We start from the raw sequence: 22,481 nt of genomic DNA on the forward strand, positions 1-22,481 counted from the left end.
GATTTATTAGAACATTGATCGATTATATTAGAAGCTCAGCAATATATTAGAACTTTTTACGATTTATTAGAAGATCAGAGCTAGATATTAGATAACCAACGCCCTCACCAAACATGTTAACCTCATAATAAAAACCAACTAGCATCTGCTAGTTGGTTTCCCCACTAAAGCTTCTCAAGTTCCTTGAATACATTAAATGCGCCTTCACTCTTATTTGAACAAACGACACTCGTCACACCATTTTCCGGATAAAATGCTGAGTGGAAGCTCACGCCCGGGTCATAGCCCATCACATGGTATTTTGATATAATATCATCCCGCTTATCAATCCATACCCCGTAGCCGTAAAATCGGTCATAGTCGTCATCTGTATGAATATATGGCGTTAATAATTGCTGTGTCATCTCTGGATTTAAAAGCTCAAACTTCATCAATGCTTGCCAAAAATGATGCATATCATCCACTGTGACAAATGCTCCGCCGTCTGCACCGCCTTTTACGGGAACAGAGTAAATATTTGATTTCCAAGAACCGTCTTCCTCATCAATATAGCCGAGTGCCGTATTTGAAGGTAGGGCATCCAGTTCAAAGTAGCCTGACTGCTCCATACTTGCACGCTTGAATACGTGTTCCGTCACATACTCATCAAAGCCCTTGCCGCTCACCTGTTCGACGATAAGACCGAGCAGTATATAGCCCGCATTATTATAATGAAAGCGTTCACCTACTGCCAACTTCATCGGTTCATGCTGGAACAACGGCAAAAAATTATGGCCGTTTCGCATTAGATACATCGGCTGATTCACCCATAAATCCGAAAAGTCCTTCATTACTTCTTCGTCAAAATAATCCTGTATCCCCGCAGTATGTGTTAACAGATGGTGGATAGTGATTCCCTCGTCGAAATGGGGAAACGGCATGTCCAAAACATCGGATAACTTCGATTCAAATGTAACTTGGTCCTTCTCTACAAGCTGACATATCGCTACTGCTGTAAAGATTTTGCACCCGGAAGCGATACCGAATCGCGTTTGCTCATTATTCAAAGTATGATGTGTACGATTCGAAAAACCGTTACTGTAATGCTGTAGTAATTCATTATTTCGTTTTACTAAAACATTACCTGAAAAGTCAATCTCTTTCATAATTGCAGTTACTTTTTCATTTATTAAATGCATTTTCATCTTGATCCCCTTTAATTTTGAGTGATTATAGATAAAAACTGGGTAACTAATTTATTCCGAATGAGATTTTCGGAATAACAAAACTTGGCAATTTAATTTTAACATACCCCAAAGTTTTATAACCAAAAAAAGGACTGCCTTTAACAATTAATTGCTGCAGGCCTGTCTCTCATATTGAATGACGTCTTATCCCGAATGTTTCCATCTCCATAATTATAGCCCGATAAGTATTTGCATTTTAAAATTTTTCACCTGACATAGAGGCTGTTTTCTTATTTTTTCAAAAATTCTTTAAGAATCGACGCTAACTTTTCTGGGGCTTCTGTATTTATTTCGTGGCCAACTCCTTCAATCTCCTGAAAACACCCATTTGGTATAAGTTTGGCTACCTGCTTCGCTGCCCTTTTATTCGCTATATCCTTTTTTCCACATATAACCAGAGTATTGCACTCGATCCCTTTTAGGGCTTTACTAAAATTTAATTCCATCATTGTATTTGTTAATTGAATGAAATCATTCTTGCTGGATCCAAGTTTCTGAAAAGGAGTTTCTGGCATAAACCGAAAAATAATATTTTGCATTTTCAATAGTGATTTTGGCATTTTGTATTGTGGTGCTATTAATACTAGAGATTGAACTTTTTTAGGATGGTCAATTGCATAATTTAATGACAGAATTGCACCCAGTGAAAGTCCGATCAGTATGACTGGCTCGGAAAATTGCTCTATGTAATCAGAGAAAGCATCATAAAGATTACTGTAAGTCTTCTTTTCTTCATTCAGAAGCTGAAATACATCCGGATGCGAAAACTGTTCTTTATCTCCCAGGAAAGAAATCGTTTTCTTCCAGCTTGATGAACTTTGCCCTAAACCCTGCACAAAAATGTATCTCATTAAGCAATCCCCCCTATTATTTATTGTTTGCTATTTTCATGTTAAAAAACGCATTTCCATAACTCAGGAGATGCGTCATTATTTGTATTACTCACTAAAATCCAAATTACTTGGATGTACAGGTAAATGTTCGATATCAAGCATATTCGTTGTCGGTACTTTTTTCGTTACTTCCTCAAAACTGAAGCCATCCGCCCAAACCTTCCCTTGCCCAATAAGCAAAACACCAAAGTAAATGGAAGAACTATCTTCAGGAACATCTAATACGATTGAATAGTGGTTCCAATCTGACGTTCCCTGTATTGACCGGTTGTCCATATTATCAAATTGAATCGTATCTCCCATGCCATTATCAATCCGGAGCCAAGCCCCACATTTAAATACATTCTCTGTTTTTAGGAAACATGAAAGCTTTATTCGTTTTCCTTTATAGTCATGTGCTTGGAAACCTTGCATCATTGTAGCGAAGTGCTGCGCATTAACTTCCCCCTTTGAATAGAGCATTCCGGATTTTGTACCTGTATGAAAAACATTTGAATCTACCGTCACTGCATATAATTCAGGGTTAGATCCACTTAAACTCCATCCTTTAATCTCTTGACTATCATTCATTTCTTTTTCCTCCTCCATCATTCTTACAGCTTGCATAAGCTTCCGATATTTTCCGGGTGGCAAGGAGTAAATTTCTTTAAATGCTCTAGTAAATGCTTCCTGCGATTGAAAATGAAATAAGAAGGCAATCGTTAATAATGATTCATTTGACTGCAAAAGAAGTATTGCAGCGGTAGCTAAACGCCGCTCACGAATATATTCACCGATTGACTTCCCTGTCTCCTGCTTAAAAATACGCAACAAATGGTATTTTGAGTATCCAATAACTGACGGGAAACTATCCAACTGAATTTCTTCAGTTAAATTACTTTCAATAAATGCAATAACTCTTTGGGTTACTTCACTGTAATACATCTTGCTCACCTCAAAATTATCATAACGAATGAAGAGAAATTTTATTTGATAATTCTTGCTAAAGTTCATCATCCATATATTAACATAAAAATCAGTGGAAAATTCAGTCTATTTAACGATTCGTATATGACGAAAACATGATAATTTAAAGTTATCACAGATTGAGAGAAGGAAAATGTTATGAATATTAAACATGTTACGATGTATGCGTCTAACTTCGATGCAACAAAACAATTTTATTTAAATAAGTTCAAATTCCCTCTAATATCAGAAGACTCGGACCGCTTTACAATGAATGTTGGAAAAACAACGGTCACTTTCATTGAGGCTTCCTTGAACGAAAAACCATTTTATCATTTTGCTTTCGATATCCCGTCAAATCAATTTGAAGAAGCGAAAATATGGGCAAAAGAAAAAGTAACATTATCAAAAAATCAAGGTGATGATGAAGTTTACTTTGAAGGAATTGATGCGAAGTCCATCTATTTTGAAGATCCGGCCGGTAATATTGTCGAATTTATTTGTCGCCTTTCAGATGCAAAACAAAGTAAAGCACCGTTTTCGGCTTCATCCCTCCAAAAGATGTCGGAGATGAGTATTGTTGTAAAGGATAAGTTAAAATCCGTCTCGGCGTTACATGCAGTTTCTATTTTTGAACGTGATCATAAAGAAGTTGCGGCTGAAGGTTTAACATTTATGGGGGCACGCAAAGATGCGTCCTATCTTTTATTCGTAAATGAGGGCCGCACATGGTTCTTTTCAAATAAGAATGCTGAAGTTTTCCCAATGGAGGTATTATTATCGGATGGAGTATTGGTTAAAATTGATGAATATCTGGAATTGGTGAGTTCGAATCGTGGATGAATTGCTTGAAATCTTTTTAAGGAAACGAGCTTGGTTCTACAAGCTCGTTTGGGCAATCTGAACAATATTTACCATAACATTATCGATATCGCCTTTATTCTTGATAATAAATAAATGGTCGGCCTCATGTACTGTTGGATCAACAATATCTTCGCCTAGAGATTCTGCCTGTTGTTTAAAAAGCAGTTCCTCAAAATTTGAAATTGATCCCCTAAATATATTTGTACTTCTTTGACTTTGTTTTACTCTGGAATGAAGTTCATCATCCGATATATCAAAGTGCACCAATATTCGAACAAAAAATTCAGCTGGGAACACTTCCTCTAGTAAATACTTTCGACCTTTGCTACTACGATTCGAATTGGAAATAATAAAATGAAAATCAGTATGTTCTTTAACATAATCGACAATAAGCTTTGATAAAGAAGTTTTGAGGGTATTAGGTCCTTGAACCGGGAGTAGTTTTTTATAAAAAGTATTTAAAAATTCCGCATGATTATCTTGGTCAATTATAATCGAGCTACTTAAATGTTTCTCTAAAGCATGTGCAAATGTAGTTTTTCCAGAATGGGTTTTGCCCACTGTAATAATTACTAATTTTTTCATCATTGTAACCCCTTTAATAGAAGCACTAGCATAATTACTTATTTAATATCTGTTTCCCTTTTATTCTCTTCACTTTTAAACATATACCTTATACCTTTACCTGCAAGCGGTTCATCTGCATACCTTGGTAAAACATGAAGATGAGAATGAAATATATGCTGGCCCCCAATTTCTCCACAATTCCATCCGAGATTATATCCTTGAGGTTGATACATTTCATCCAAGTAGTTTTTCACATCTTGAAGAAGTGCATAGGTTGCATTCCATTCTTCTACTGTTAAGTCAAATGGAGTTGCTCTATGTACTATTGGTATAATGACGCCAGAACCTTCAAGACGAATTCCTTTCTGTTGTGCCTGTTCCAACTGCAGAAACATACAGTATTCATTTCTTAAAATAAGTTTTTGAGTTGGTTCTAATTCTAGATTACAAAATATACAATCTTTCATTCAGATTCTCTTCCTGACAATAATTATTATTTTACGGTTTTCATTTAAATAAACAGTCAGCCTTAATTCTTTTCCTGTTCAATAAATAGTACATTGTTTTGTCTAGCTATTCGATAGATTTCGCTTTTATCTTCCTGTAGGAAATGGTTGTTCAAAGGAATTCGAATAGAATTGCCGTCTTTTGATATAAAATTGTATTCTTCGTATCTAACCGTGTCGTCGACATAATATTCAAGCGCTACTTCCTTGATTTCAGTCCATTGAAACGATTTTCCATCAAACAAATTATGCGAAACTACTTTTTCTTTTCCTATATATGTATAGCTTAAAACCGATAAATAAAAAACAAAGATCCCGCATGCAATAAAAACAATTAATAGGCTATATATGAATTTGTTTTGTTTGATCAACGGGATAATGAATCCAATAAATAATAATAAACATGCAGCCACAACTAGGTTGAAATTTAAACCATTCGGAAAAAGCACGATTGCTGAAGAATCATACAAAAATGTTTGGACATAGAAAACAGGAAAGATTAGCCTAACGAAAGGTAAACTGATAATTGTTAATCCAGCAAGTACTAATAAAAGTAGCCGCGGCGAGTAATTGGTCGTAATTTTAATCCCCCCTAATAGTTAATGAAATATATTAGAAATTATAACAAGGAACCGTGCGCCTTCATTTAAATATGCCTAAAAGAATATTATCTTCAATATCCCTTATTTTAATGAAAAAGGGCTTGATACTAAAATAGAATCAAGCCCTTAATTTAACTGGAATTTTTTAGGGAATTAAAATAACTGTGTAAACACTTTTTGAATGCTGAATTGTAAAGTTCTTATAGGTTTAAAGGTAATTGCGTGTAATAGGTTAACTGTGATAGCTGTATGCTGCCAGTCATCTTTATAAGACCGGATAATGTTTTTACGGAACCGCGGAACGTCACTGTTTGCATTAATGATAATGAATGGCTCATGAGACAAATCAAAGGTTTTACCTTCTATCGTCCATTCAACAAACTGAAGAGCAATTGGTTGGCGCATCTTATTTACAACATCAAAGTTAAAATTCATCGCTTCTGTTATTTCATTATGACTGATCCCCATAATTTTCATAAAAAGATCCTGGTCATCAAGTAATAAAAGCTTAATACCAACATCATCGTACATGTACTCATCACCGCGCCATATTGCCCATTGCTCATTTGTCCACGTGTCCGATTTGCTCATGTCGAATGTCTGCATTTCCATCTCGACATCAATTATCTCTTTTGGTGAAATGCTTTCTTTAGTTAGTACGCTCTCACGTAAACTAAGTGCATAATTTAAATCGACGTCTTCAACTAAATGCTGTGTTGTCCATGGAATGTGGATATGCGGCAATGTCCCGGTTGCATTATTATGATATTTTTCGGATATTTTTGAAATGCTGTAGCTGAATTCAAAATTGCCATAATTCTTAGTTGTGACATTGAAGTAATCAAGAATACCCATTGTAGGACGGCCAATTACTATGACTTTTGGTGATTGTTTTAAATTTTTAATAAATGTTTCACCAGAGCTTCCGCATGTTACATCTGAAAGAATAAATACCTTTTGAGCGTTTCCTTTAGGCTCAAAAATAAAATCTTCATTGTCTTCTACTTTTTTCATGCCAATACTGTAATTTGTTTTAAATTTTTGAATTTCCTTCTCAAGGAAGGCTTTCGTTGCTTCATCAAGCGGCTGCTTTAAGTAATCTGATAATGATTCAATCCATAGATCACAGTTGTTAGCTGTATAATTTGTATACATTGCTTCATCGGGTTGAACAATTTGTGAGGCATGAACGGTTTCATCAATTGTATAGCCAACTAGCGGAAAGTAAAAAAGGTCGTTGCCACCGTAGTTAACACGTACATCAAATATAATGTTTTGAATGGAGTTTAAAAGTGCTTCATGTTCTTCCATCATTTTTTGAATCGGTTCGCTTTGGCCAAAGTCCGTCAGCTTAATATAAACCGTGTTTTCATCAAGCTGCTTCAAATCATATATTGGCGTATAAGCAGGTCGATTATATTCCGATAAATCAAGCTCATACCGTTCGCCATCTCGCTCATATGTAATATGCTCGACAAATGGAAGCAGGTTATTCCATGTTTGACGCTCAAATACGTCGTGTTGTAAATATGTAGAGTAACGAGAAGCAGCAAGGTTAATAGAATCACCGTCGATTGCAATTATTTTGTCGCCAACATACAAGTGCAGCTCTCCTAAAATATCTGTAACATATAGCACATCTTCATAGCGACGTACACGAAAGCCACGGAATGGCACTTCACTTTTTTTATTCCTGAAAGATAGGTGGCCATCTTTAAAACCATATAAATATTCTTGAATTGTTTGAGTGAATGTTGCATCATCCATGTTGTTTGTTACAGTATAACGCTCTGGATAGTTATACTTCTTTTTGTCTTCATAACCTGCATAATCATTTTTTAGAATTGAAACAATATCATTAAAAAGCTCAGTTTTGGTGTACATGTAATCACTCCGTTATCCTTATATTTTTTCTGATTTTTCTTTTGCATCAAAAATACTGAAGTATCTCGTCCTCCCCTGCATTTTGTACGATTAAGTATTAAACCGATGTAAAAAGTAAGCTACTCTATGCTTTTATTTCCCTTATACTGTAAACTCATCAACTAAAATTAAGTATTGTACATATGCCCTTTTCAATAATCTTTCCCGCAAGAAACGCAACGGTTATCCGTGTCAGTTTCTCCATACATCCGAAGTTCCTTTTCAATATTACATACACGACATTTTTCAAAGCGGATTTGCGGGAGTTTACCGGCTTCAGCCAATATAACCCATTGTTCTTCATATAATTTTTTAGTCATTCCATAGTCAATTAAAACAAGGTGCCCCTCTTCATCCAAACCGTAATTTCCACTATCTTTATAATCGAAGCCATTCAATTCATGATCGATTACATGGAGTGCAGCTTTTAAATCTTCCGTAATTCTTGAATCCGTCTCCAAATCAATATCGTATGAGCAGTGATTGTATAAAGGGAGTTGCTCATAAAAAGGCTGAATGACATATTTATCATTCATATAAAGAATGGCCGCGATATGCTTTTCTAACCCCTTCATTCCCAACGTTTGATACATTTCATATTCATTTTTACTTTGAGCATATCCAATAGGATGCAAAAAGGTTTTAATTACAAGGTTTTCAAAGCGATAAACTTTTCTTGTTGAGCCGATTCCAATCATCTCAGCTTGTTTAAGGAAATCTTCTAGATTTTCTACTACTGTGGAAATATTCATTTTCTTCATCCCCGAATCATCTATGTATTTAGTTCTCGTGTTTTACAGCTGCTTCTAAAGATTGGATCTATTATCCTTCATACCAGCCTTCATCGAATTCGAGATTTAATGCTTTACCTAAACGAATCCCAAATTCAATAAATCCTCTCCCCCTTGCTGTAATAATATTTCCATCCTGTACTACGAGATCATCACAGTATTTTCCTTTATCAAATACACCTAACTTTTCGATAGCTTCCATTGGTAACCCAACAGTATATTTCTTTCCTGTCAGCAAACCTGCTTTTGCCAATAGATACGGTGAACTCGATATACTTGCAACGATTGTCTCTTTCGTAACGGCTTGCTTTAAAAATTCAAATAAGGTTTCTTCATTAAGAAGCGTTTTAATATCCAAACACCCCGGCATCACGATACTATCAATTTCCTCAATGTTAATTTCCCTAATTGTTGTGTCAGCTACACACGTTAATCCAGACTCACCTCTTATGGAGTGATTATCCAACCCTACAGTAACCATGGTCTTGTTTCCTTGCATTAAAATAGACAACACTATACTTAATTCATATTCACTGAATTGCGGATACAAAATTACTGCTGTTTTTTTCACAATCGCTGACTCCTTATTTCCGACCCGTTTTTATAGAACCGCCCGTGATTGTTTCGTTTGTTGTATGCTATTATTTCGGCATCACCACTTAACATATATAAACATTATTAATGAAATTATCGAAACTGAAATAGCTTAATAAAAAATAAGCGCTAATTCTTTAAAAAGAATAGCGCATGAAAACTATCCAGAAATTTTTGTTCCCTGATGAAAATGCATCTTCCACTGTCCATCGACAAATTTCCAAATCGAACTCCGTAATGAATGCTGTTTGTTTACCTCATTATAAATCCGATACGTTGCTAGAACGATTTCTTCAGACAATAAATGTATTTCAAAGTCACTCATTGTCATTTGTACGATTCCAAGAGTCGCTTCGCTAAACTCCTCATCTTTGTACAATACTTTCCCTGAGCTTCCAAATTCAAAAAAATTGTCAGCAAGTAAGTTCGTTAACTCCTCTTTTGATGTCCGTATTTCAGGTACCAACAATTTGTTTTCTAGTTGAAATAACTGTTTTTCCAATGCTGACTTTTTTTCCACTTTCAATTCACCTTTTCTGTACTTGGAAATGTAAATCGCTTATCTTAAACAGGAATAGTAGGTGATTGGCAACCATATGAGTATGCAAGACAATTGAAACCAGCCTTCTCAAGAATAGGTTTACTCATTGGACTGGCATCAACTGTGAGGAAAGAGTACCCCTTCTCATAAGCTTTTTGTGCACGAACTGCCAATAGTTTTGAATAATAACCATTGCCTCGGAATCCTGGAAGCGTTGATCCACCCCATAAGCTGGCAAAGGATGAATTATTCTCTAAGTACATCCAAGCAGCACTTACAAGCTGGCCGTCGTCATAAACCCCATAAATATAGAGCGAGTCAGGATTATTTTGTTTGTCTCTCCAAAGTCTTTCTCCAAGCTCTGCATGAGAACCATTCCAGATAGCATCTTCTAGCGCAATAACATCATGGATGCCTTGTTCATCCGTTATTTCCTTTACTACATGTAAATCGAAATTTGTAAGGAAAGGATGACTTCCCGATAATTTCATGACCATCAATGCTTCTGGATTATCGATCGTAAATCCTTCTTGTTTAAGTATTTCAGTCAAATTATCAGGTTTGTCATAGCTGTACACTTTCCATTCAAAACTCTGCTTAAGGTTACCGAAATAAGTTAACTCATTTCGAATCACTTCCCTAGCAGAACTTTCATTTACATTAGAACTTAAAATAAATCCGCTTTCGTTATATTTTGAAACATGACGAACAACATGGTCGGTTTCTTCTCTTCTAAAACCTGGTGTTACAGCTTCTTGGCGTAGTTCTTTATGAAAAAGCGCAATGCATTCGTTTTTATCCATAGCCGAGTTCCTTTCAACACATCAAATATTTTTATTGAAAAAAATTGAATAACCTATAAATATAGTAAACTAATTATACATGTTTTTGTTTAATCTTCCTCAATTTCTTCGGCAAATTTATTGATCCTTTCTAACATTGGCGGATGAGTATAGCGGAACCATTTGACAAGTGCTGGAGGGTTAACTTCACTAAGTCCGGCTTTCGTCAACTGTTGAAATGATGAGACCGCTGCCTCAGGATTTTCTACAAGTTCAATTGCAAATTCATCAGCCCGGATTTCCTGATACCGTGAAATCGCATTGGATAATGGGCTTGAAAAGAAAACGAGAAATGATGAAATCAATAAAAACAACGGCAAGGAGTTCATATTGCCCATATCTTTAATTTTCAAAACTGGTCCATAACGTCGAATCATCCAAGGCATAATCTTTGCGATTAGCCATAGTCCAATAAGTGTCATAAATAAATAGACCGCGATGTTTATATAGATATCCTTCAGCAAGTAATGACCCATCTCGTGTGCCATGATAAAGAGGATTTCATCATCCGTTAATCGGTTTAATGTCGTATCCCATAGCACTATCCGGGAATTTTCACCGATCCCTGTTACATAGGCATTTAAAGCATTCGTTTTCTCCGACATATTCACTTCATACACATGTTCAGATGGAATATTCGCCTGCTCTGCAAGAGAAAGAATTTTCGTCTCTAACGCTTTATCTTTTAATGGTGAGAAATCATTGTAGATCGGGTCGATCACGACAGGCTGAATGAACATGAGGAAAATTGAAAACGGCACAGTTAAAGCCCATGCATAGAGCCACCATTTTTTCGGGCTTTTTCTGATGAGCCAATAAAGTACCGCTACCATGATTACCGACATCCCTAACTCAAGCCAAAAATCAATTACATTTTCCCGCATCCATGATGAAAAGATCTGCGTACTGATGCCATAGCTTTTGCTCAGCTTATAGCGGAAATAGTCCAGTGGGAATTGGATGATGAAAAGTAGCAAGGACAGGAAAAACAGATACATCGAAGTTCTGAAAAGAGACCATTTAAATTGTTCAGAACTCCAACTTTCGAATAAACGTGAAATACCCATAATCAAAATAAAGAAATAAAGAAGCCATTCCAACGGCGTTGAAATAAAGAACAGGAAATTCCTTACTTTTGATAACTCTTCACTTAATAACAACTCCTGCGTTGTAAGAAAAGTGCTTGGATCTGCAGCCGTTCCTTGAAGAGCGGCTGGAATCCCACTATTTTGTCCATGGAAAAAATACAAATACATTGCGACAACATAAAGCCCAAATGCAAAAACAGCCAGTAAACCCCATTTTTTTGTCATTCCTTCTACACCTCAATTCATTCGTTACCATATCCTATTATTGAAATGCGGAAATCATTTCTGCCAAGTTGGTCATACTTCTTTTTTGACAGTTCTATATGTCTTGTAATCTTCATAAATTGGACTCAATCTTAAATTGAATTAACAAGGAGCGCTTAATCATGTTGTTTGCTGTTCATTATTTGGAAAATAAAACACCTGTCCTAAGTCAGTGTCTAGAACGTATTCCTGAGGTAGATGAGGATATAAAAATTAAAGGTCGTAAAGGAAAAGTTTTAAATGTTGTTCAAATCGAAGAAAGTAAATATCATGTGCATGTCGTCTTAGAAAAAATAATTAAAAATCAAGCTGTATTGAAAGACGATAAAAAGAAAAGACGTTGAGGAACATGAGAAAACTAGGATAACTATTCTAAAAATAAAGTAAAAATATAACAGTTTTCTATATACCTCCCCCTCTATAAATGCTATAATAACAGTTAAGAACATGACTTTATCTGTTTCTTATCACGGTCTTGTAGCTCAGTTGGGAGAGCACCACCTCGACAAGGTGGGGGTCGCAAGTTCGAGACTTGTCGAGACCATCATTTCAAGTGCCAGTAAACGTTGGTATATCAGCGTTTACTGGCTCTTTTCTTTTTGGGAGACTTCCTACCTTACACTTGATTTTTAGGATTTGTCCGCAATTTGTCCGCAAGATTTTTCCCATTTATTTAGTGTTACTTTGGATAGCATTGTGAAAAATGTCTGCAATGTCATTATCTGCATTCGGCAATAGGTGTGCATAGAATTCCAATGTAATTTTAGGGTTTGCGTGACCTAACCGCTTTGAAATTTTAACGATGTCTACACCTTCTGAAATGAGTATTGATGCATTTGTGTGACGAATATCATGAAAACGAATGTTAGGTACTTTTGTACTTGTAATAAGCCGCTTCAAGACACGAACAACATTTCGTGGATCTTGTAAGGTCCCAGTATTGGTACAAATGACTAAGTCGTTATCTTCATATAATTGACCAACTATCTCCTTTAATTTTATTTTGTGTTTGTTATTTTCGTTCTTTATTTTCAGCTCTTCCTCCCATACTTTTAATAATGCCAACGCATTTTCACGCTTACTTTTTGAATTTCCTTTATCCTTTTCCCCAAAATAAACCCTCCTAAGATTTTTCTCTTAAGAGGGTTTCTAAATAATTTTTTTATTTTCATTTGGTCGAATTTTCGACCAAGAAAATTTAATAAGAGAGTTATTATTCTTATCAGTACACTAAATCATTAATTTCTTAACATTGCAAATTGAATAATACTTTCTATTAAAAAGTTGTAATTCTATATTCGTACAAACCGATAATATTAGTACATATGCTAATTTCTTCACACCATAAGTAAGTGCGGTTTTAAATTTTAAAAAAATAAGGCCGATTTTCTTTCAATAGAAGATCGGCCTTTATAAATTATATTCAGTTTATTTCATGTATTTTTTACTACTGCGCAGTTAATCCACCATCAATAACGAATTCTGAACCTGTTGAGTAGCTAGACTCATCGGAAGCCAAGAACAATACCATATTTGATACTTCTTCTGGTTGTGCTACTCGTTTTAATGGAATGTGTTGAGAGAATGATTCTACAGCTGCTTTTGTATCTTCTTGTACTACCATTGGCGTCGCAATAACGCCCGGGTGTACAGAGTTTACGCGAATGCCCATTGGTGCTAGGTTAATTGCAGCCGCTTTTGACATCCCCCGTACTGCGAATTTTGTATCTGTGTAACCTATAGCACCAGCAACTAAGCCGTTCATTGAAGAAATGTTCACGATTGAACCGCCGCCTGTTTTCATCATGGAAGCTGCTACAGTTTTCATACCCAAGAATACAGATACTTGGTTAATTTCTACGATGCGACGGTATTCTTCTACTGTAACATCAAGCATATTTTTCGCCATAGTAATACCGGCATTGTTTACTAATACGTTTACTGGACCGAACGTTTCTTCTGCTTTTGCAATAACTGTAGCCCAATCTTCTTCAGATGCTACATTTTGTTTCACGAAGATAGCATTTTCACCTAATTCAGCTGCGAATGCTTCCCCTTTTACCTCATTTAAATCTGTCAGAATAACCTTTGCGCCATTCTCTATGAATAATTTTGCGTGTGCCGCACCCATACCTTGTGCTGATCCTGTAATAATTGCTACTTTACCTTCTAATCTCTTCATTAAAAATTCCTCCTCAATTTTAATTTAATTCCATAAACCTGCTTTTTCTAACTTTTCCTTACCTTTATAAGCGATAATTACTGCCACAATGTTAATAGCTAACATCGCTAAAATTGTATATAAACCACCTGAATAACTTCCAGTAAATTGGAAGATATAACCGTATGCAGGAATTGCAACGATTGATGCGATCGCTAAACCTAGTGAAACAGTTGAGTAAATTTGACCGTATTCTTTATTTCCAAATAAGCTTGAAGTTAAAGATGGTGCGATGATACCGATACCACTTGTAACGAATGCAAATAGAATGAGAGCTACAAAAATCATAACTGAACTAGATGCTGCGTATAAGAATATAAATACCGAAGCCATCCCCAAAATCATCGATAGAATAGTCGTATTTTTTGTTCCAATTTTATCGTTTAAAACTCCGATAATAAGAGAAGCGAATACTACACCTAACATATAAACACCCATAGCAGAACCAGCGAACTCTTGAGAGAATCCTTTAGTAACGATATACGTAGGGATGTGCATCATGAAACTTGCGATAGCTGTAATTAAGAAGAAGAACGTTAATAAAGCATAAAACGCAGAAGATTTCTTAGCATTTGCTAATGTAACCCCTTTATCTGTTGCAGCGTTAATTGCTGATTGATCTCCGCCTTCTGTATCACCAGTGCCGTAAGGATATAACCCTTTTTCTTTAGACATTTTTTTGATAAATACTACAGTTGCAATGATAACAAAAATGATTGCAGTAACACCAACTGCTACATATGAGAATCTCCAACCTTCAGAAACGATTGTTTTACCAACGATAGGTTGTACAATTGCTCCGATAACACCACCAGTAGCGGCTAAAATACCAAGAGCTAAACCACTACGTTTTTTAAACCATTGATTGATTAATACTGGACCTAAAATAACTGTAATGAACGTTCCACCAACTGCTAGTGGAAGGGCAAAAATATACCAGCCCCATACAGAATTCATAAAGCTGAATGCAACGAATGAACCTGCTTGTAAGATAATTGCAATAATGATTAACATACGAATATCATATTTCGCAACTAGCTTTCCAGCGAATGGCAGGAATACTAATGTTACTATAGCAGATATACTTAGATATAATGATAAGTTACCCATTCCTATGCCAAGCTCGTTTGATACCGGAGTTAAGAAAAGACTTGCAGAGTTATTTAATGCCCCTTTCGAAACTCCGATGATAATACATAGGCCAACAAGAATCCACCATGCGTAATGGATATTAGATTGTTTTCTCTCCATTTTTATCTCCCTTTGGAATTAATTATTTTATTTCCATAATCCTGATTTTTCTAATTTTGTTTTGCCTCTATAGGCAAAAATTACAGCAACTATATTAATAACAAGCATTACTAAAATTGCATATAATCCACCTGAATAACTTCCTGTAAATTGGAAGATATAACCGTAAGCTGGAAGTGCGACGATAGCAGCAATTGCTAAACCCAAAGAAGCTGTTGAATAAATTTGGCTATATTCTTTATTTCCAAATAAGCTAAGTGCAAGGGACGGTACAAGAGTACCAATGCCACTTGTTACAAACGCAAATAGGATCAGTGCGATAAAGATGACTCCGGAACTAGAATTTGCGTACAATAGCAAGGAAACGGAAATTAAACCGCAAATCATAGACAGTATTGTTGCTTTCTTCGATCCTAATTTGTCATTTAAAATTCCAATAACGAGTGCACCAAAAACAACACCTAACATATAAATACCCATTGCTTTAGCAGCAAATGTTTGTTCAAATCCGCTATCGACTAAGTAAGTTGGAATGTGCATGGTAAAACTTGAAATGGAAGTCAGGAAAAATAAAAATAACATCAATATATAAAAAGCAGAAGATTTTTTCGCAACCACAAAAGACACGCCTTTGTTTTGAATGTTATCAAAAGCTTTTTGACTTTCCTTATCACCTTCTGTAATCCCATAAGGATAATGCCCTTTATTAGGGTTCATTTTCTTTATAAACAGAAGTATAACCGGTACAGCTATAACAATGGCTGTGATTCCGATAGCCAAATAGGCAAATCTCCACCCCTGGTTTGCGATTATATTTCCAACAATTGGTTGGGAGATTGAACCGAACAATCCGCCTGTTGCAGTTAGAATACCCAGAGCTAGGCCATTTCTTTTTTTAAACCATTGACTAATTAAAACAGGGCCTGCAATGACTGTGATGAATATACCACCAAATGCCAATGGGACTGCAAATAGATACCATCCCCACACAGAATTCATAAAACTAAAAGCGATATAAGCGCCAGCTTCACAAATTATCGAAATAATCAATATTAACCGGATATTGTATTTTGCTATCAATTTTCCGCCAAAAGGCAAATACAACATCGTGATAATTGCAGAGACACTAAAATATAAAGATAAATCTCCCATACCAATGCCAAGTTCATTTGAGATGGATGGTAAGAAAAGACCAGCGGAATTGTTTAATGTCCCTTTACCGATCCCTAGAATCATACAAAGACCAATCAGTACCCACCAGGCGTTATGAATTTTACCGCTCATTCTTATCCTCCACATTTATAAAAAGCAAGACCTTTATTTAGTTCGTCATCTCTCTAAAATCCGGGATAGTCGGGTTACTTAAATAATGTCCGCCTTCTACTTTAATAGTTTGTCCTGTTATGAACTTTGACTCATCTGAAGCTAAAAATAAGACCGTGTTACCAATATCATCTGGCTCTCCGTGATAAGGAAGCTGGTTGTATTTCCCAAAGGTATCCAATAATGCTTGTGACATATTGTTTTTTGCTGCAGGCGTTAAAATAAGACCGGGTGCAATAGCATTACAGCGAATACTTTGTTTTCCGTATTGTGTTGCAATATACTTAGTTAAATTAACTACTCCAGCTTTTGAAGCTCCATAAGCAGCGCGTATTGAGTCCCCTGCGAAAGCAGCCATTGAAGCTGTATTGATAATTGATCCTCCACCATTTTCAATCATATTAGGAATTGCAAATCTACTTCCAAGTAATACACTTTTTAAATTTAAATTCATTAATCGATCCCATTCTTCAAGATCCATATTTACTACATCTAGGTCTTTCTTTAAATTTGATGAGCCTACATTATTAAACAAAACTGTTATTTTCCCATAATGTTTAATTGTAAATTCAACAGCTTCTTTAATAGATTCTTCCTTTCCTGCATCTAGGAAAATACCTACTGCTTCTCCGCCATTTGCTTCAATATCTTTTGCCGCTTTTTTTGCCCCTTCGATACTGTAATCTGCTATGACTACTTTTGCCCCTTCTTTTGCTAAAAGTTGCGCTGAAGAAAGACCAATACCTGAAGCGCCACCTGTTACTAATGCGACTTTCCCTTTTACTCTATTCATTCATATCATCCTTTTTATCGTTGTTTTGGAAATAATAAAATATAGAATTAAAATATGTTTGTAATAGGTAGGATTAAATCTCACCTATTCATTCAACTAACAATATCTAAAAACAAGCTGGTTGGTTAATTCGTTTTAACGTAATTTCGTCGAACCACCATCAACCATGATAGTTTGTCCAGTAATATAATCAGAGTCGCTACTTGATAAGAAAACCGCTACTCTTCCAATATCCCCTTCTGGATCGCCCATTCTTCTAAGTGGAATATTATTTATCATGGCTTCGTATAATTCAGGGGAACTTTTGCTCCACTGTTCGACCCCCGCTGTTAGTGCAATCGGGGCGATGATATTGACATTAATTCCTTCAGGGCCCCACTCATTGGATGCAACTCGTGATATCGCTCTGATTGCTTCTTTCGCTGCTGCATAGGAAGTTTGTGTTGGTTGACCGTTAAGTCCTGCACCAGAAGCAAAGTTTATTACTTTTCCTCTTGTTTTCTTTAGTTCAGGATAAGCTGCTTGCATGAAATGGAAAGTCGGGTAAAACCCAGTTCCAAACGATAAATCAAAAAGCTCTTGTGTTGTTTCTACAAATAGTGCTTGCTTGGAAGCGTGTGCATTGTTGATTAAAATATCTAACTTTCCAAATTTATTAACTACATCACTTACAATTTGTTCTACATTTTCTTTTTTTGAAATATCTGCAATAAGCAGCATCCCTTCATTATGCTGATTAATTTCGGCTAATGTTTTTTGACCCATTTCTTCGTTGATATCTACTATTACAATATGAGCCCCTTCTTTTGCTAAGGCAAGAGCCATACCTCTTCCAATACCTGAAGCACTCCCTGTAATAATTGCTACTTTTCCTTCTAATCTCATATTGATGCCCCCTAATTTATTTTGCTTTTTCAAATGATCTAGCTCACCTAAAATTTCTGTATTTATAAAATACATATTAGGTTTTGCAAAAATCGGCTTATTAATACAAAAACCTGTACATTTGTAAATAGAAAGTCATTTTAATCTTCTATTTATTTTCGATTCAATTATCTCGAATCCAAGGTAATTGACCTATTTATATTATCCTTCATCAACAAAGAATCTACTGAATCATTGCCATTTATGCGTAATTCCTCAGCAGCTTTATTACTTCAAATTTAAAATCAGCAAGGATAACCTTTGCACCTTCCTTGTAAAATGCGCAGTGACAAAATCAATTTCTAAAGTACTTCGTTAATAAGGTAGTCATATTTTCTTTTCTTTCTGTCCTGTAACCTACCTTTCATTGGCATCAGAATATAAAAGTATATAAATAATACTGTACGTATGCTTTGTGATAGAATCCATCCTACCAAAGAATGGGCTACCTAAGTAGTGCAGCATATCTAAAAAGATATTATTAGCGCTGAATTACTGCGGAATTTAAGCACAATCATTATGTTATATTAGTTGTCCTGAAAAGTAGTAGGCCATGAAAACATTTTTCAGTAATTTAGATTATGACTTATTCTATAACATTGAATATTTATTTATACCTAAAATAGTTAGATGCTTAATTATTAACGACTAAATAATACTAAACTGTTACTAAAAAAGCAATAATAACGTAAAATTTTGTGACATTTATCTTGCGGTATATTTTCCCTAGTAGGGATTATTCCAGTAGATCCGTATGGTTATATTGAGAAAACTGTAATATTTTTAGCTAAGAACAGAGAGTGATCCGGTGGGATGGTTGACTTAGTGAAACGAAATGGATCGATTATATTTACGGGTTATTAATGGCTGCGACAACTTTTAGTAGACGAGAGGGGACGAGTCAAAGTGTGTTCCTTGGAATTATAATTTAGACACCAATGGACTCGAAAGATCAGCTGAATGGAAATGCAGCGTTTGTCTTGGCAGCAGATCATTTCTTCTATATTATAGGAGCCATGATTATTATTGCTGGCAGATTTCCACCCCAATATTATGGTATAGTAAGAATAAAGTGATCTCTCTGATTTATTCTGGGGGATTCTATTTTGGAAAGTGAGGAATTTCACGTGCAGGAGGAAACCATTTTTGAGATTATACATAATATGGATAAAATGACAAACAATCTGATTATTCAGTGGAATAAGGGTTTCAATAAAGGTTTGGGAGTAACGCATGTTCTAATTCTTGGTCATTTAAAGGTAAATGGAAAAAGTCGTCCTTCTGATATGGCAAAAGCACTCGGATTAACACCACCTACAGTTACACATTTAACCGAAAAGTTAGTAAAAATGGAGTTAATTACCCGCTCAATTGATGAAAATGACCGCCGAATCATTTATTTAGAAATCACATATGCTGGTGAAATGATTTTAAAAGAGGCCAATGAATCAGGGCAGTTATTAAGGAAGAAAATATTTGAAAAACTTACGGATGAAGAAAGACAACAAATGTTGCAAATCTACAAAAAACTTAATAAATAGCGATGAGAAAGAACTACGTTTAGTAGCTCTTTTTTATTTTATGGTGGTATCCCCGTATAGAGACTCTGATGGTATAAAGGTTGTCAATAAGAAATGGCGGTCCTTTTGCTGCCCCATCACCAAGCTTCGTGAAGAACCCTGTTACTGACTCAGCTACCTGATCCGTACCAATGCAGTAATAAAGGAATTCAGTATTTCAATTCGATATACCGAATACCTCAATTAATGTAAGTAAACAGTATTTATACTCTACCAAGCGTTGAACATAGCATACTATTGAATGAAAAAAGCACAGGCTGTTATTACAATATTCTTGTGATAACAGCCTGTGCCGTTAATTCTTTATTGCCAAGGGATTCGCTCTTTGTTTCTTTAATAAAACCAAAATAGAGCAGATCCAATATATAGAGCTGCGCAATTTTCACGGACAAGCTTCCACCTTGAAGCGGGCCCTCTTTCGCGCCGCAAAGCAGCGTAACATTTGAAAATGTCGTTAAAGGGGACTTTGCAAAACGTGTGATTAATATTATTTTTGCTCCCCTTTTTTTAATAACTTCCGCAAGCTCGATTGTATCTTTTGTTGAACCAGAATAAGAAAATATTACAGCTACATCTTCTTTATGCATAAGTGCCGCAGACATCATTTGAAAATGTGCATCGATTGAATACTCTGTTTTATTTGTGATTCGCATAAATTTATTTTTAGCTTCCAATGCTGTGACTCCTGATGAACCAACACCAAAAAAGTGAATTCTTTCAGCGTTTACCAATAGCTCCACCGCTTCTTTTAGCTGTTGTTCTAATAGTAAATTATATGTTTCTGACAGTGCTTGAACATTCGATGCTAATATTTTTGAGGAGAGTTGCTGGAAAGAATCATTCAGCGTAATTTCATTAGAAATCTGTGGCATTTCATCTTCAAGCGAAATACTATGTGCCAACACAATTTTGAACTCCTGATAGCCTTTTAAATCCAATGTTTTGCAAAATCGAAAAACACTTGCTTCTCCGACATTGCATGCTTCAGCCAAATCTGTTATAGACATGTAAATTACTTCTTTGCCATTCTCATTAATATAGTCCGCTACTTTCCGCTCTGTATTTGTAAATACATTATATCGGGATTTTATAGATGCAAAAATATCCATATTGGACATTTATACACCCCCTTTATTTTTAATTTATTAAATGCAGGGCGGCGGCTCCATACAATCCGGCTTTATTCCCTAAACGTGCCTGCATAATTTTTACACCTGAAAAACTTGGCATGATTAAAGTCTGTACTTTCTTTTCAATTTGGTGAACGAGCTGTTTTTGCTCCATAATTCCCCCGCCGATTAAAATTGCTGGAGGGTTAAAAATATGGACGAGCGAAACGATGCCAATTGCAATTTCATGAATCCACTCATCAACAATGGTAGTAATAGATGCATTCTGTTGGTGGTATTGTTCGAACAACACTTTCCCATTTAACCATGTCTGATTGATTTGGCCGGCTTTTTTTATTAATGCAGTTGTTGATGCATAGGATTCGTAGCAACCGGAATTTCCACACTTGCATGACCTACCATCTGGATGAATGATGATATGGCCAAATTCTCCGGCTACACCATTCAATCCTTTGTAAATTTGTGAATTCATAATAATTGCTCCACCGATTCCTGTACCATAAGTAAGGCAAATAAAATCCCGAAATTGCTTCCCGGCTCCATAATGTGTTTCTCCGAGCGCAGCAGCATTTACATCGTTTTCCACTTTCACAGGAACTGCATAACGGTGCTCTAAAATCTTTTGGAGCTTTGTTCCAGTATAATTCGGGATATTATCGTTCGCAAATATTATTTCGCCTTTATTACTATCTACTTGTCCTGATGTGCTAATACCAATTGCTGTATAATTATTGTGACTATCCAATATGTCAAGAAGCCGTACAATAAGTGCTTGGCCTCCTTTTTTTCCATCGTTTTCATATTCGTGATATTCAATTAATTGTCCATTCAGATTAACAAGCCCTATCTTAAAAGCCGTACCGCCTATATCTGCAACTAAAATCGTCATTTCTTCACCTCTGGAAAAATACTTATCTAGCTTTCAATCGCCCGAATAAACCTTTTTGTTATATCCATTGGCCGAGTAATTGCCGTACCAACAACCGCGGCATATATGCCTGCATTCATGCAATCCTTCAATTGCTCCGGAGTCCAGATGCCCCCCTCTGCAATAATCGGCACAGGTAAATCCGTTACAAGCTTTTTCAATAAAGTAATATTAGGCAATTGAACGCCTTTTGTATAGGAGGTATAGCCACTGAGTGTTGTACCAATACAGTCAAAGCCAAGTTTATATGCTTCAACCGCTTCTTCATATGTCGAACAATCGGCCATAAAAATTTGATCTTTATATTGTTTACGAATTTCCGGAAAAACTTCTGAAATCACTGTTCCGTCAGGCCGGACTCGTTTTGTCGCATCAATTGCTATGATCTCTACACCTTCTTCAACTAGCAGGTCAATTTCTTTACGGGTAGGTGTTATATATACATCTGAATTATCATATACAACCTTGATGATGCCGATAATTGGTAAATTCACTTTATTTTTTATCGCTCGAATATCGTCAACACTGTTTGCACGAATGCCTTTCGCACCGCCTAGCATTGCTGCAAAGGCCATTTTGCTCATAATATATGAGCTGTGCAATGGTTCTTCAGGTAGTGCCTGGCAAGAAACAACTAATTGCCCTTTTATTTGATCAAATATTTCCATTTTATTATTCATCATTA

General features: G+C 35.7%; 24 protein-coding genes and 1 tRNA gene. 4 read left to right on the forward strand and 21 right to left on the reverse strand.

The window, feature by feature from the left end:
* Positions 1-164: 164 nt before the first annotated feature.
* The 3 genes from MHH37_RS11010 to MHH37_RS11020 form a co-directional block, all read right to left on the reverse strand.
* A complete protein-coding gene (locus MHH37_RS11010; protein ID WP_342572955.1) occupies positions 165-1,184 on the reverse strand; it encodes a serine hydrolase in 1,020 nt (339 codons plus the stop codon).
* A gap of 272 nt (positions 1,185-1,456) precedes the next feature.
* The gene (locus MHH37_RS11015) at positions 1,457-2,077 is read right to left on the reverse strand and encodes an alpha/beta hydrolase (protein WP_342572956.1); all 621 of its coding nucleotides are present in this window, start codon (positions 2,075-2,077) and stop codon (positions 1,457-1,459) included.
* An 87-nt stretch (positions 2,078-2,164) separates the two neighbouring features.
* On the reverse strand, positions 2,165-3,043 hold the full coding sequence (locus MHH37_RS11020; RefSeq protein ID WP_342572958.1) for an AraC family transcriptional regulator: 879 nt from the start codon (positions 3,041-3,043) through the stop codon (positions 2,165-2,167).
* Positions 3,044-3,223: 180 nt separating this feature from the next.
* Here MHH37_RS11020 and MHH37_RS11025 point away from each other — a divergent pair, with 180 nt between their 5' ends.
* Entirely contained in the window at positions 3,224-3,907 is a 684-nt protein-coding gene (locus MHH37_RS11025) for a VOC family protein (protein ID WP_342572959.1), read from the forward strand.
* Positions 3,908-3,943: 36 nt separating this feature from the next.
* Here the strand turns inward: MHH37_RS11025 and MHH37_RS11030 are convergent, their stop codons facing one another.
* The 9 genes from MHH37_RS11030 to MHH37_RS11070 all read right to left on the reverse strand — a co-directional run bounded on the left by MHH37_RS11030 (position 3,944) and on the right by MHH37_RS11070 (position 11,607).
* Positions 3,944-4,513, reverse strand: a complete 570-nt coding sequence (locus MHH37_RS11030) for an AAA family ATPase (RefSeq protein WP_342572961.1) — start codon at positions 4,511-4,513, stop codon at positions 3,944-3,946.
* 38 nt (positions 4,514-4,551) lie between these two features.
* Positions 4,552-4,962, reverse strand: coding sequence for an HIT domain-containing protein (locus MHH37_RS11035; RefSeq protein ID WP_342572962.1), 411 nt, complete (start codon positions 4,960-4,962; stop codon positions 4,552-4,554).
* Between the two features lie 62 nt (positions 4,963-5,024).
* Positions 5,025-5,372 carry a hypothetical protein gene (locus tag MHH37_RS11040; RefSeq protein ID WP_342572964.1) on the reverse strand — a complete coding sequence of 116 codons (348 nt, stop codon included), beginning with the start codon at positions 5,370-5,372 and terminating at the stop codon, positions 5,025-5,027.
* Between the two features lie 384 nt (positions 5,373-5,756).
* Complete coding sequence (locus MHH37_RS11045) at positions 5,757-7,487, reverse strand: S41 family peptidase (protein ID WP_342572965.1); 1,731 nt, start codon at positions 7,485-7,487, stop codon at positions 5,757-5,759.
* A gap of 191 nt (positions 7,488-7,678) precedes the next feature.
* Positions 7,679-8,278 (reverse strand): protein kinase, encoded by a 600-nt coding sequence (locus MHH37_RS11050; RefSeq protein ID WP_342572967.1) that lies wholly within the window; start codon positions 8,276-8,278, stop codon positions 7,679-7,681.
* Between the two features lie 70 nt (positions 8,279-8,348).
* Positions 8,349-8,888, reverse strand: coding sequence for a DJ-1/PfpI family protein (locus MHH37_RS11055; protein WP_342572969.1), 540 nt, complete (start codon positions 8,886-8,888; stop codon positions 8,349-8,351).
* A gap of 183 nt (positions 8,889-9,071) precedes the next feature.
* The gene (locus MHH37_RS11060; RefSeq protein WP_342572971.1) at positions 9,072-9,431 is read right to left on the reverse strand and encodes a DUF4440 domain-containing protein; all 360 of its coding nucleotides are present in this window, start codon (positions 9,429-9,431) and stop codon (positions 9,072-9,074) included.
* 44 nt (positions 9,432-9,475) lie between these two features.
* Entirely contained in the window at positions 9,476-10,255 is a 780-nt protein-coding gene (locus MHH37_RS11065) for a GNAT family N-acetyltransferase (RefSeq protein ID WP_342572973.1), read from the reverse strand.
* Between the two features lie 89 nt (positions 10,256-10,344).
* Positions 10,345-11,607: a M48 family metallopeptidase gene (locus MHH37_RS11070; protein ID WP_342572976.1), complete on the reverse strand. Its 1,263-nt coding sequence runs from the start codon at positions 11,605-11,607 to the stop codon at positions 10,345-10,347.
* A 164-nt stretch (positions 11,608-11,771) separates the two neighbouring features.
* On the opposite strand from MHH37_RS11070, the gene MHH37_RS11075 reads away from it, so the two are divergent.
* Both MHH37_RS11075 and MHH37_RS11080 read left to right on the forward strand, forming a co-directional pair.
* Positions 11,772-11,990, forward strand: coding sequence for a hypothetical protein (locus tag MHH37_RS11075; protein ID WP_039966464.1), 219 nt, complete (start codon positions 11,772-11,774; stop codon positions 11,988-11,990).
* A gap of 127 nt (positions 11,991-12,117) precedes the next feature.
* Positions 12,118-12,190 (forward strand) — tRNA-Val (locus tag MHH37_RS11080).
* 125 nt (positions 12,191-12,315) lie between these two features.
* On the opposite strand, the gene MHH37_RS11085 is transcribed toward MHH37_RS11080, so the two are convergent.
* The 6 genes from MHH37_RS11085 to MHH37_RS11110 all read right to left on the reverse strand — a co-directional run bounded on the left by MHH37_RS11085 (position 12,316) and on the right by MHH37_RS11110 (position 18,119).
* Entirely contained in the window at positions 12,316-12,711 is a 396-nt protein-coding gene (locus tag MHH37_RS11085) for a tyrosine-type recombinase/integrase (RefSeq protein ID WP_342572978.1), read from the reverse strand.
* Between the two features lie 382 nt (positions 12,712-13,093).
* Positions 13,094-13,828, reverse strand: a complete 735-nt coding sequence (locus MHH37_RS11090; RefSeq protein ID WP_342572979.1) for a glucose 1-dehydrogenase — start codon at positions 13,826-13,828, stop codon at positions 13,094-13,096.
* 24 nt (positions 13,829-13,852) lie between these two features.
* Positions 13,853-15,118 (reverse strand): MFS transporter, encoded by a 1,266-nt coding sequence (locus tag MHH37_RS11095; RefSeq protein WP_342572980.1) that lies wholly within the window; start codon positions 15,116-15,118, stop codon positions 13,853-13,855.
* 27 nt (positions 15,119-15,145) lie between these two features.
* The gene (locus tag MHH37_RS11100) at positions 15,146-16,402 is read right to left on the reverse strand and encodes an MFS transporter (protein WP_342572981.1); all 1,257 of its coding nucleotides are present in this window, start codon (positions 16,400-16,402) and stop codon (positions 15,146-15,148) included.
* A 37-nt stretch (positions 16,403-16,439) separates the two neighbouring features.
* Entirely contained in the window at positions 16,440-17,234 is a 795-nt protein-coding gene (locus MHH37_RS11105; RefSeq protein ID WP_087616992.1) for an SDR family NAD(P)-dependent oxidoreductase, read from the reverse strand.
* A 135-nt stretch (positions 17,235-17,369) separates the two neighbouring features.
* Positions 17,370-18,119, reverse strand: a complete 750-nt coding sequence (locus MHH37_RS11110; protein WP_008403914.1) for an SDR family oxidoreductase — start codon at positions 18,117-18,119, stop codon at positions 17,370-17,372.
* Between the two features lie 1,145 nt (positions 18,120-19,264).
* On the opposite strand from MHH37_RS11110, the gene MHH37_RS11115 reads away from it, so the two are divergent.
* Complete coding sequence (locus tag MHH37_RS11115) at positions 19,265-19,699, forward strand: MarR family transcriptional regulator (RefSeq protein ID WP_342572985.1); 435 nt, start codon at positions 19,265-19,267, stop codon at positions 19,697-19,699.
* Between the two features lie 302 nt (positions 19,700-20,001).
* On the opposite strand, the gene MHH37_RS11120 is transcribed toward MHH37_RS11115, so the two are convergent.
* Genes MHH37_RS11120 through MHH37_RS11130 form a run of 3 tightly spaced genes read right to left on the reverse strand, consistent with a single transcriptional unit; the run spans position 20,002 to position 22,476 of the window.
* Positions 20,002-20,856 (reverse strand): MurR/RpiR family transcriptional regulator, encoded by an 855-nt coding sequence (locus MHH37_RS11120; RefSeq protein ID WP_342572987.1) that lies wholly within the window; start codon positions 20,854-20,856, stop codon positions 20,002-20,004.
* A 19-nt stretch (positions 20,857-20,875) separates the two neighbouring features.
* The gene (locus MHH37_RS11125; protein WP_342572989.1) at positions 20,876-21,757 is read right to left on the reverse strand and encodes an ROK family protein; all 882 of its coding nucleotides are present in this window, start codon (positions 21,755-21,757) and stop codon (positions 20,876-20,878) included.
* Positions 21,758-21,783: 26 nt separating this feature from the next.
* Positions 21,784-22,476 carry an N-acetylmannosamine-6-phosphate 2-epimerase gene (locus MHH37_RS11130; RefSeq protein WP_342572990.1) on the reverse strand — a complete coding sequence of 231 codons (693 nt, stop codon included), beginning with the start codon at positions 22,474-22,476 and terminating at the stop codon, positions 21,784-21,786.
* Positions 22,477-22,481 lie beyond the last annotated feature (5 nt).

This window comes from Solibacillus sp. FSL K6-1781 (genome assembly GCF_038630735.1).
GTDB classification, from domain to species: Bacteria; Bacillota; Bacilli; order Bacillales_A; family Planococcaceae; genus Solibacillus; species Solibacillus silvestris.

Coding starts and splice junctions, on each gene's coding strand:
- MHH37_RS11010 (WP_342572955.1), bottom strand. CDS start 1,184: ATGAAAATGCATTTAATAAATGAAAAAGTAACTGCAATTATGAAAGAG.
- MHH37_RS11015 (WP_342572956.1), bottom strand. CDS start 2,077: ATGAGATACATTTTTGTGCAGGGTTTAGGGCAAAGTTCATCAAGCTGG.
- MHH37_RS11020 (WP_342572958.1), bottom strand. CDS start 3,043: ATGTATTACAGTGAAGTAACCCAAAGAGTTATTGCATTTATTGAAAGT.
- MHH37_RS11025 (WP_342572959.1), top strand. CDS start 3,224: ATGAATATTAAACATGTTACGATGTATGCGTCTAACTTCGATGCAACA.
- MHH37_RS11030 (WP_342572961.1), bottom strand. CDS start 4,513: ATGAAAAAATTAGTAATTATTACAGTGGGCAAAACCCATTCTGGAAAA.
- MHH37_RS11035 (WP_342572962.1), bottom strand. CDS start 4,962: ATGAAAGATTGTATATTTTGTAATCTAGAATTAGAACCAACTCAAAAA.
- MHH37_RS11045 (WP_342572965.1), bottom strand. CDS start 7,487: ATGTACACCAAAACTGAGCTTTTTAATGATATTGTTTCAATTCTAAAA.
- MHH37_RS11050 (WP_342572967.1), bottom strand. CDS start 8,278: ATGAATATTTCCACAGTAGTAGAAAATCTAGAAGATTTCCTTAAACAA.
- MHH37_RS11065 (WP_342572973.1), bottom strand. CDS start 10,255: ATGGATAAAAACGAATGCATTGCGCTTTTTCATAAAGAACTACGCCAA.
- MHH37_RS11070 (WP_342572976.1), bottom strand. CDS start 11,607: ATGACAAAAAAATGGGGTTTACTGGCTGTTTTTGCATTTGGGCTTTAT.
- MHH37_RS11090 (WP_342572979.1), bottom strand. CDS start 13,828: ATGAAGAGATTAGAAGGTAAAGTAGCAATTATTACAGGATCAGCACAA.
- MHH37_RS11095 (WP_342572980.1), bottom strand. CDS start 15,118: ATGGAGAGAAAACAATCTAATATCCATTACGCATGGTGGATTCTTGTT.
- MHH37_RS11100 (WP_342572981.1), bottom strand. CDS start 16,402: ATGAGCGGTAAAATTCATAACGCCTGGTGGGTACTGATTGGTCTTTGT.
- MHH37_RS11105 (WP_087616992.1), bottom strand. CDS start 17,234: ATGAATAGAGTAAAAGGGAAAGTCGCATTAGTAACAGGTGGCGCTTCA.
- MHH37_RS11110 (WP_008403914.1), bottom strand. CDS start 18,119: ATGAGATTAGAAGGAAAAGTAGCAATTATTACAGGGAGTGCTTCAGGT.
- MHH37_RS11120 (WP_342572987.1), bottom strand. CDS start 20,856: ATGTCCAATATGGATATTTTTGCATCTATAAAATCCCGATATAATGTA.
- MHH37_RS11125 (WP_342572989.1), bottom strand. CDS start 21,757: ATGACGATTTTAGTTGCAGATATAGGCGGTACGGCTTTTAAGATAGGG.
- MHH37_RS11130 (WP_342572990.1), bottom strand. CDS start 22,476: ATGAATAATAAAATGGAAATATTTGATCAAATAAAAGGGCAATTAGTT.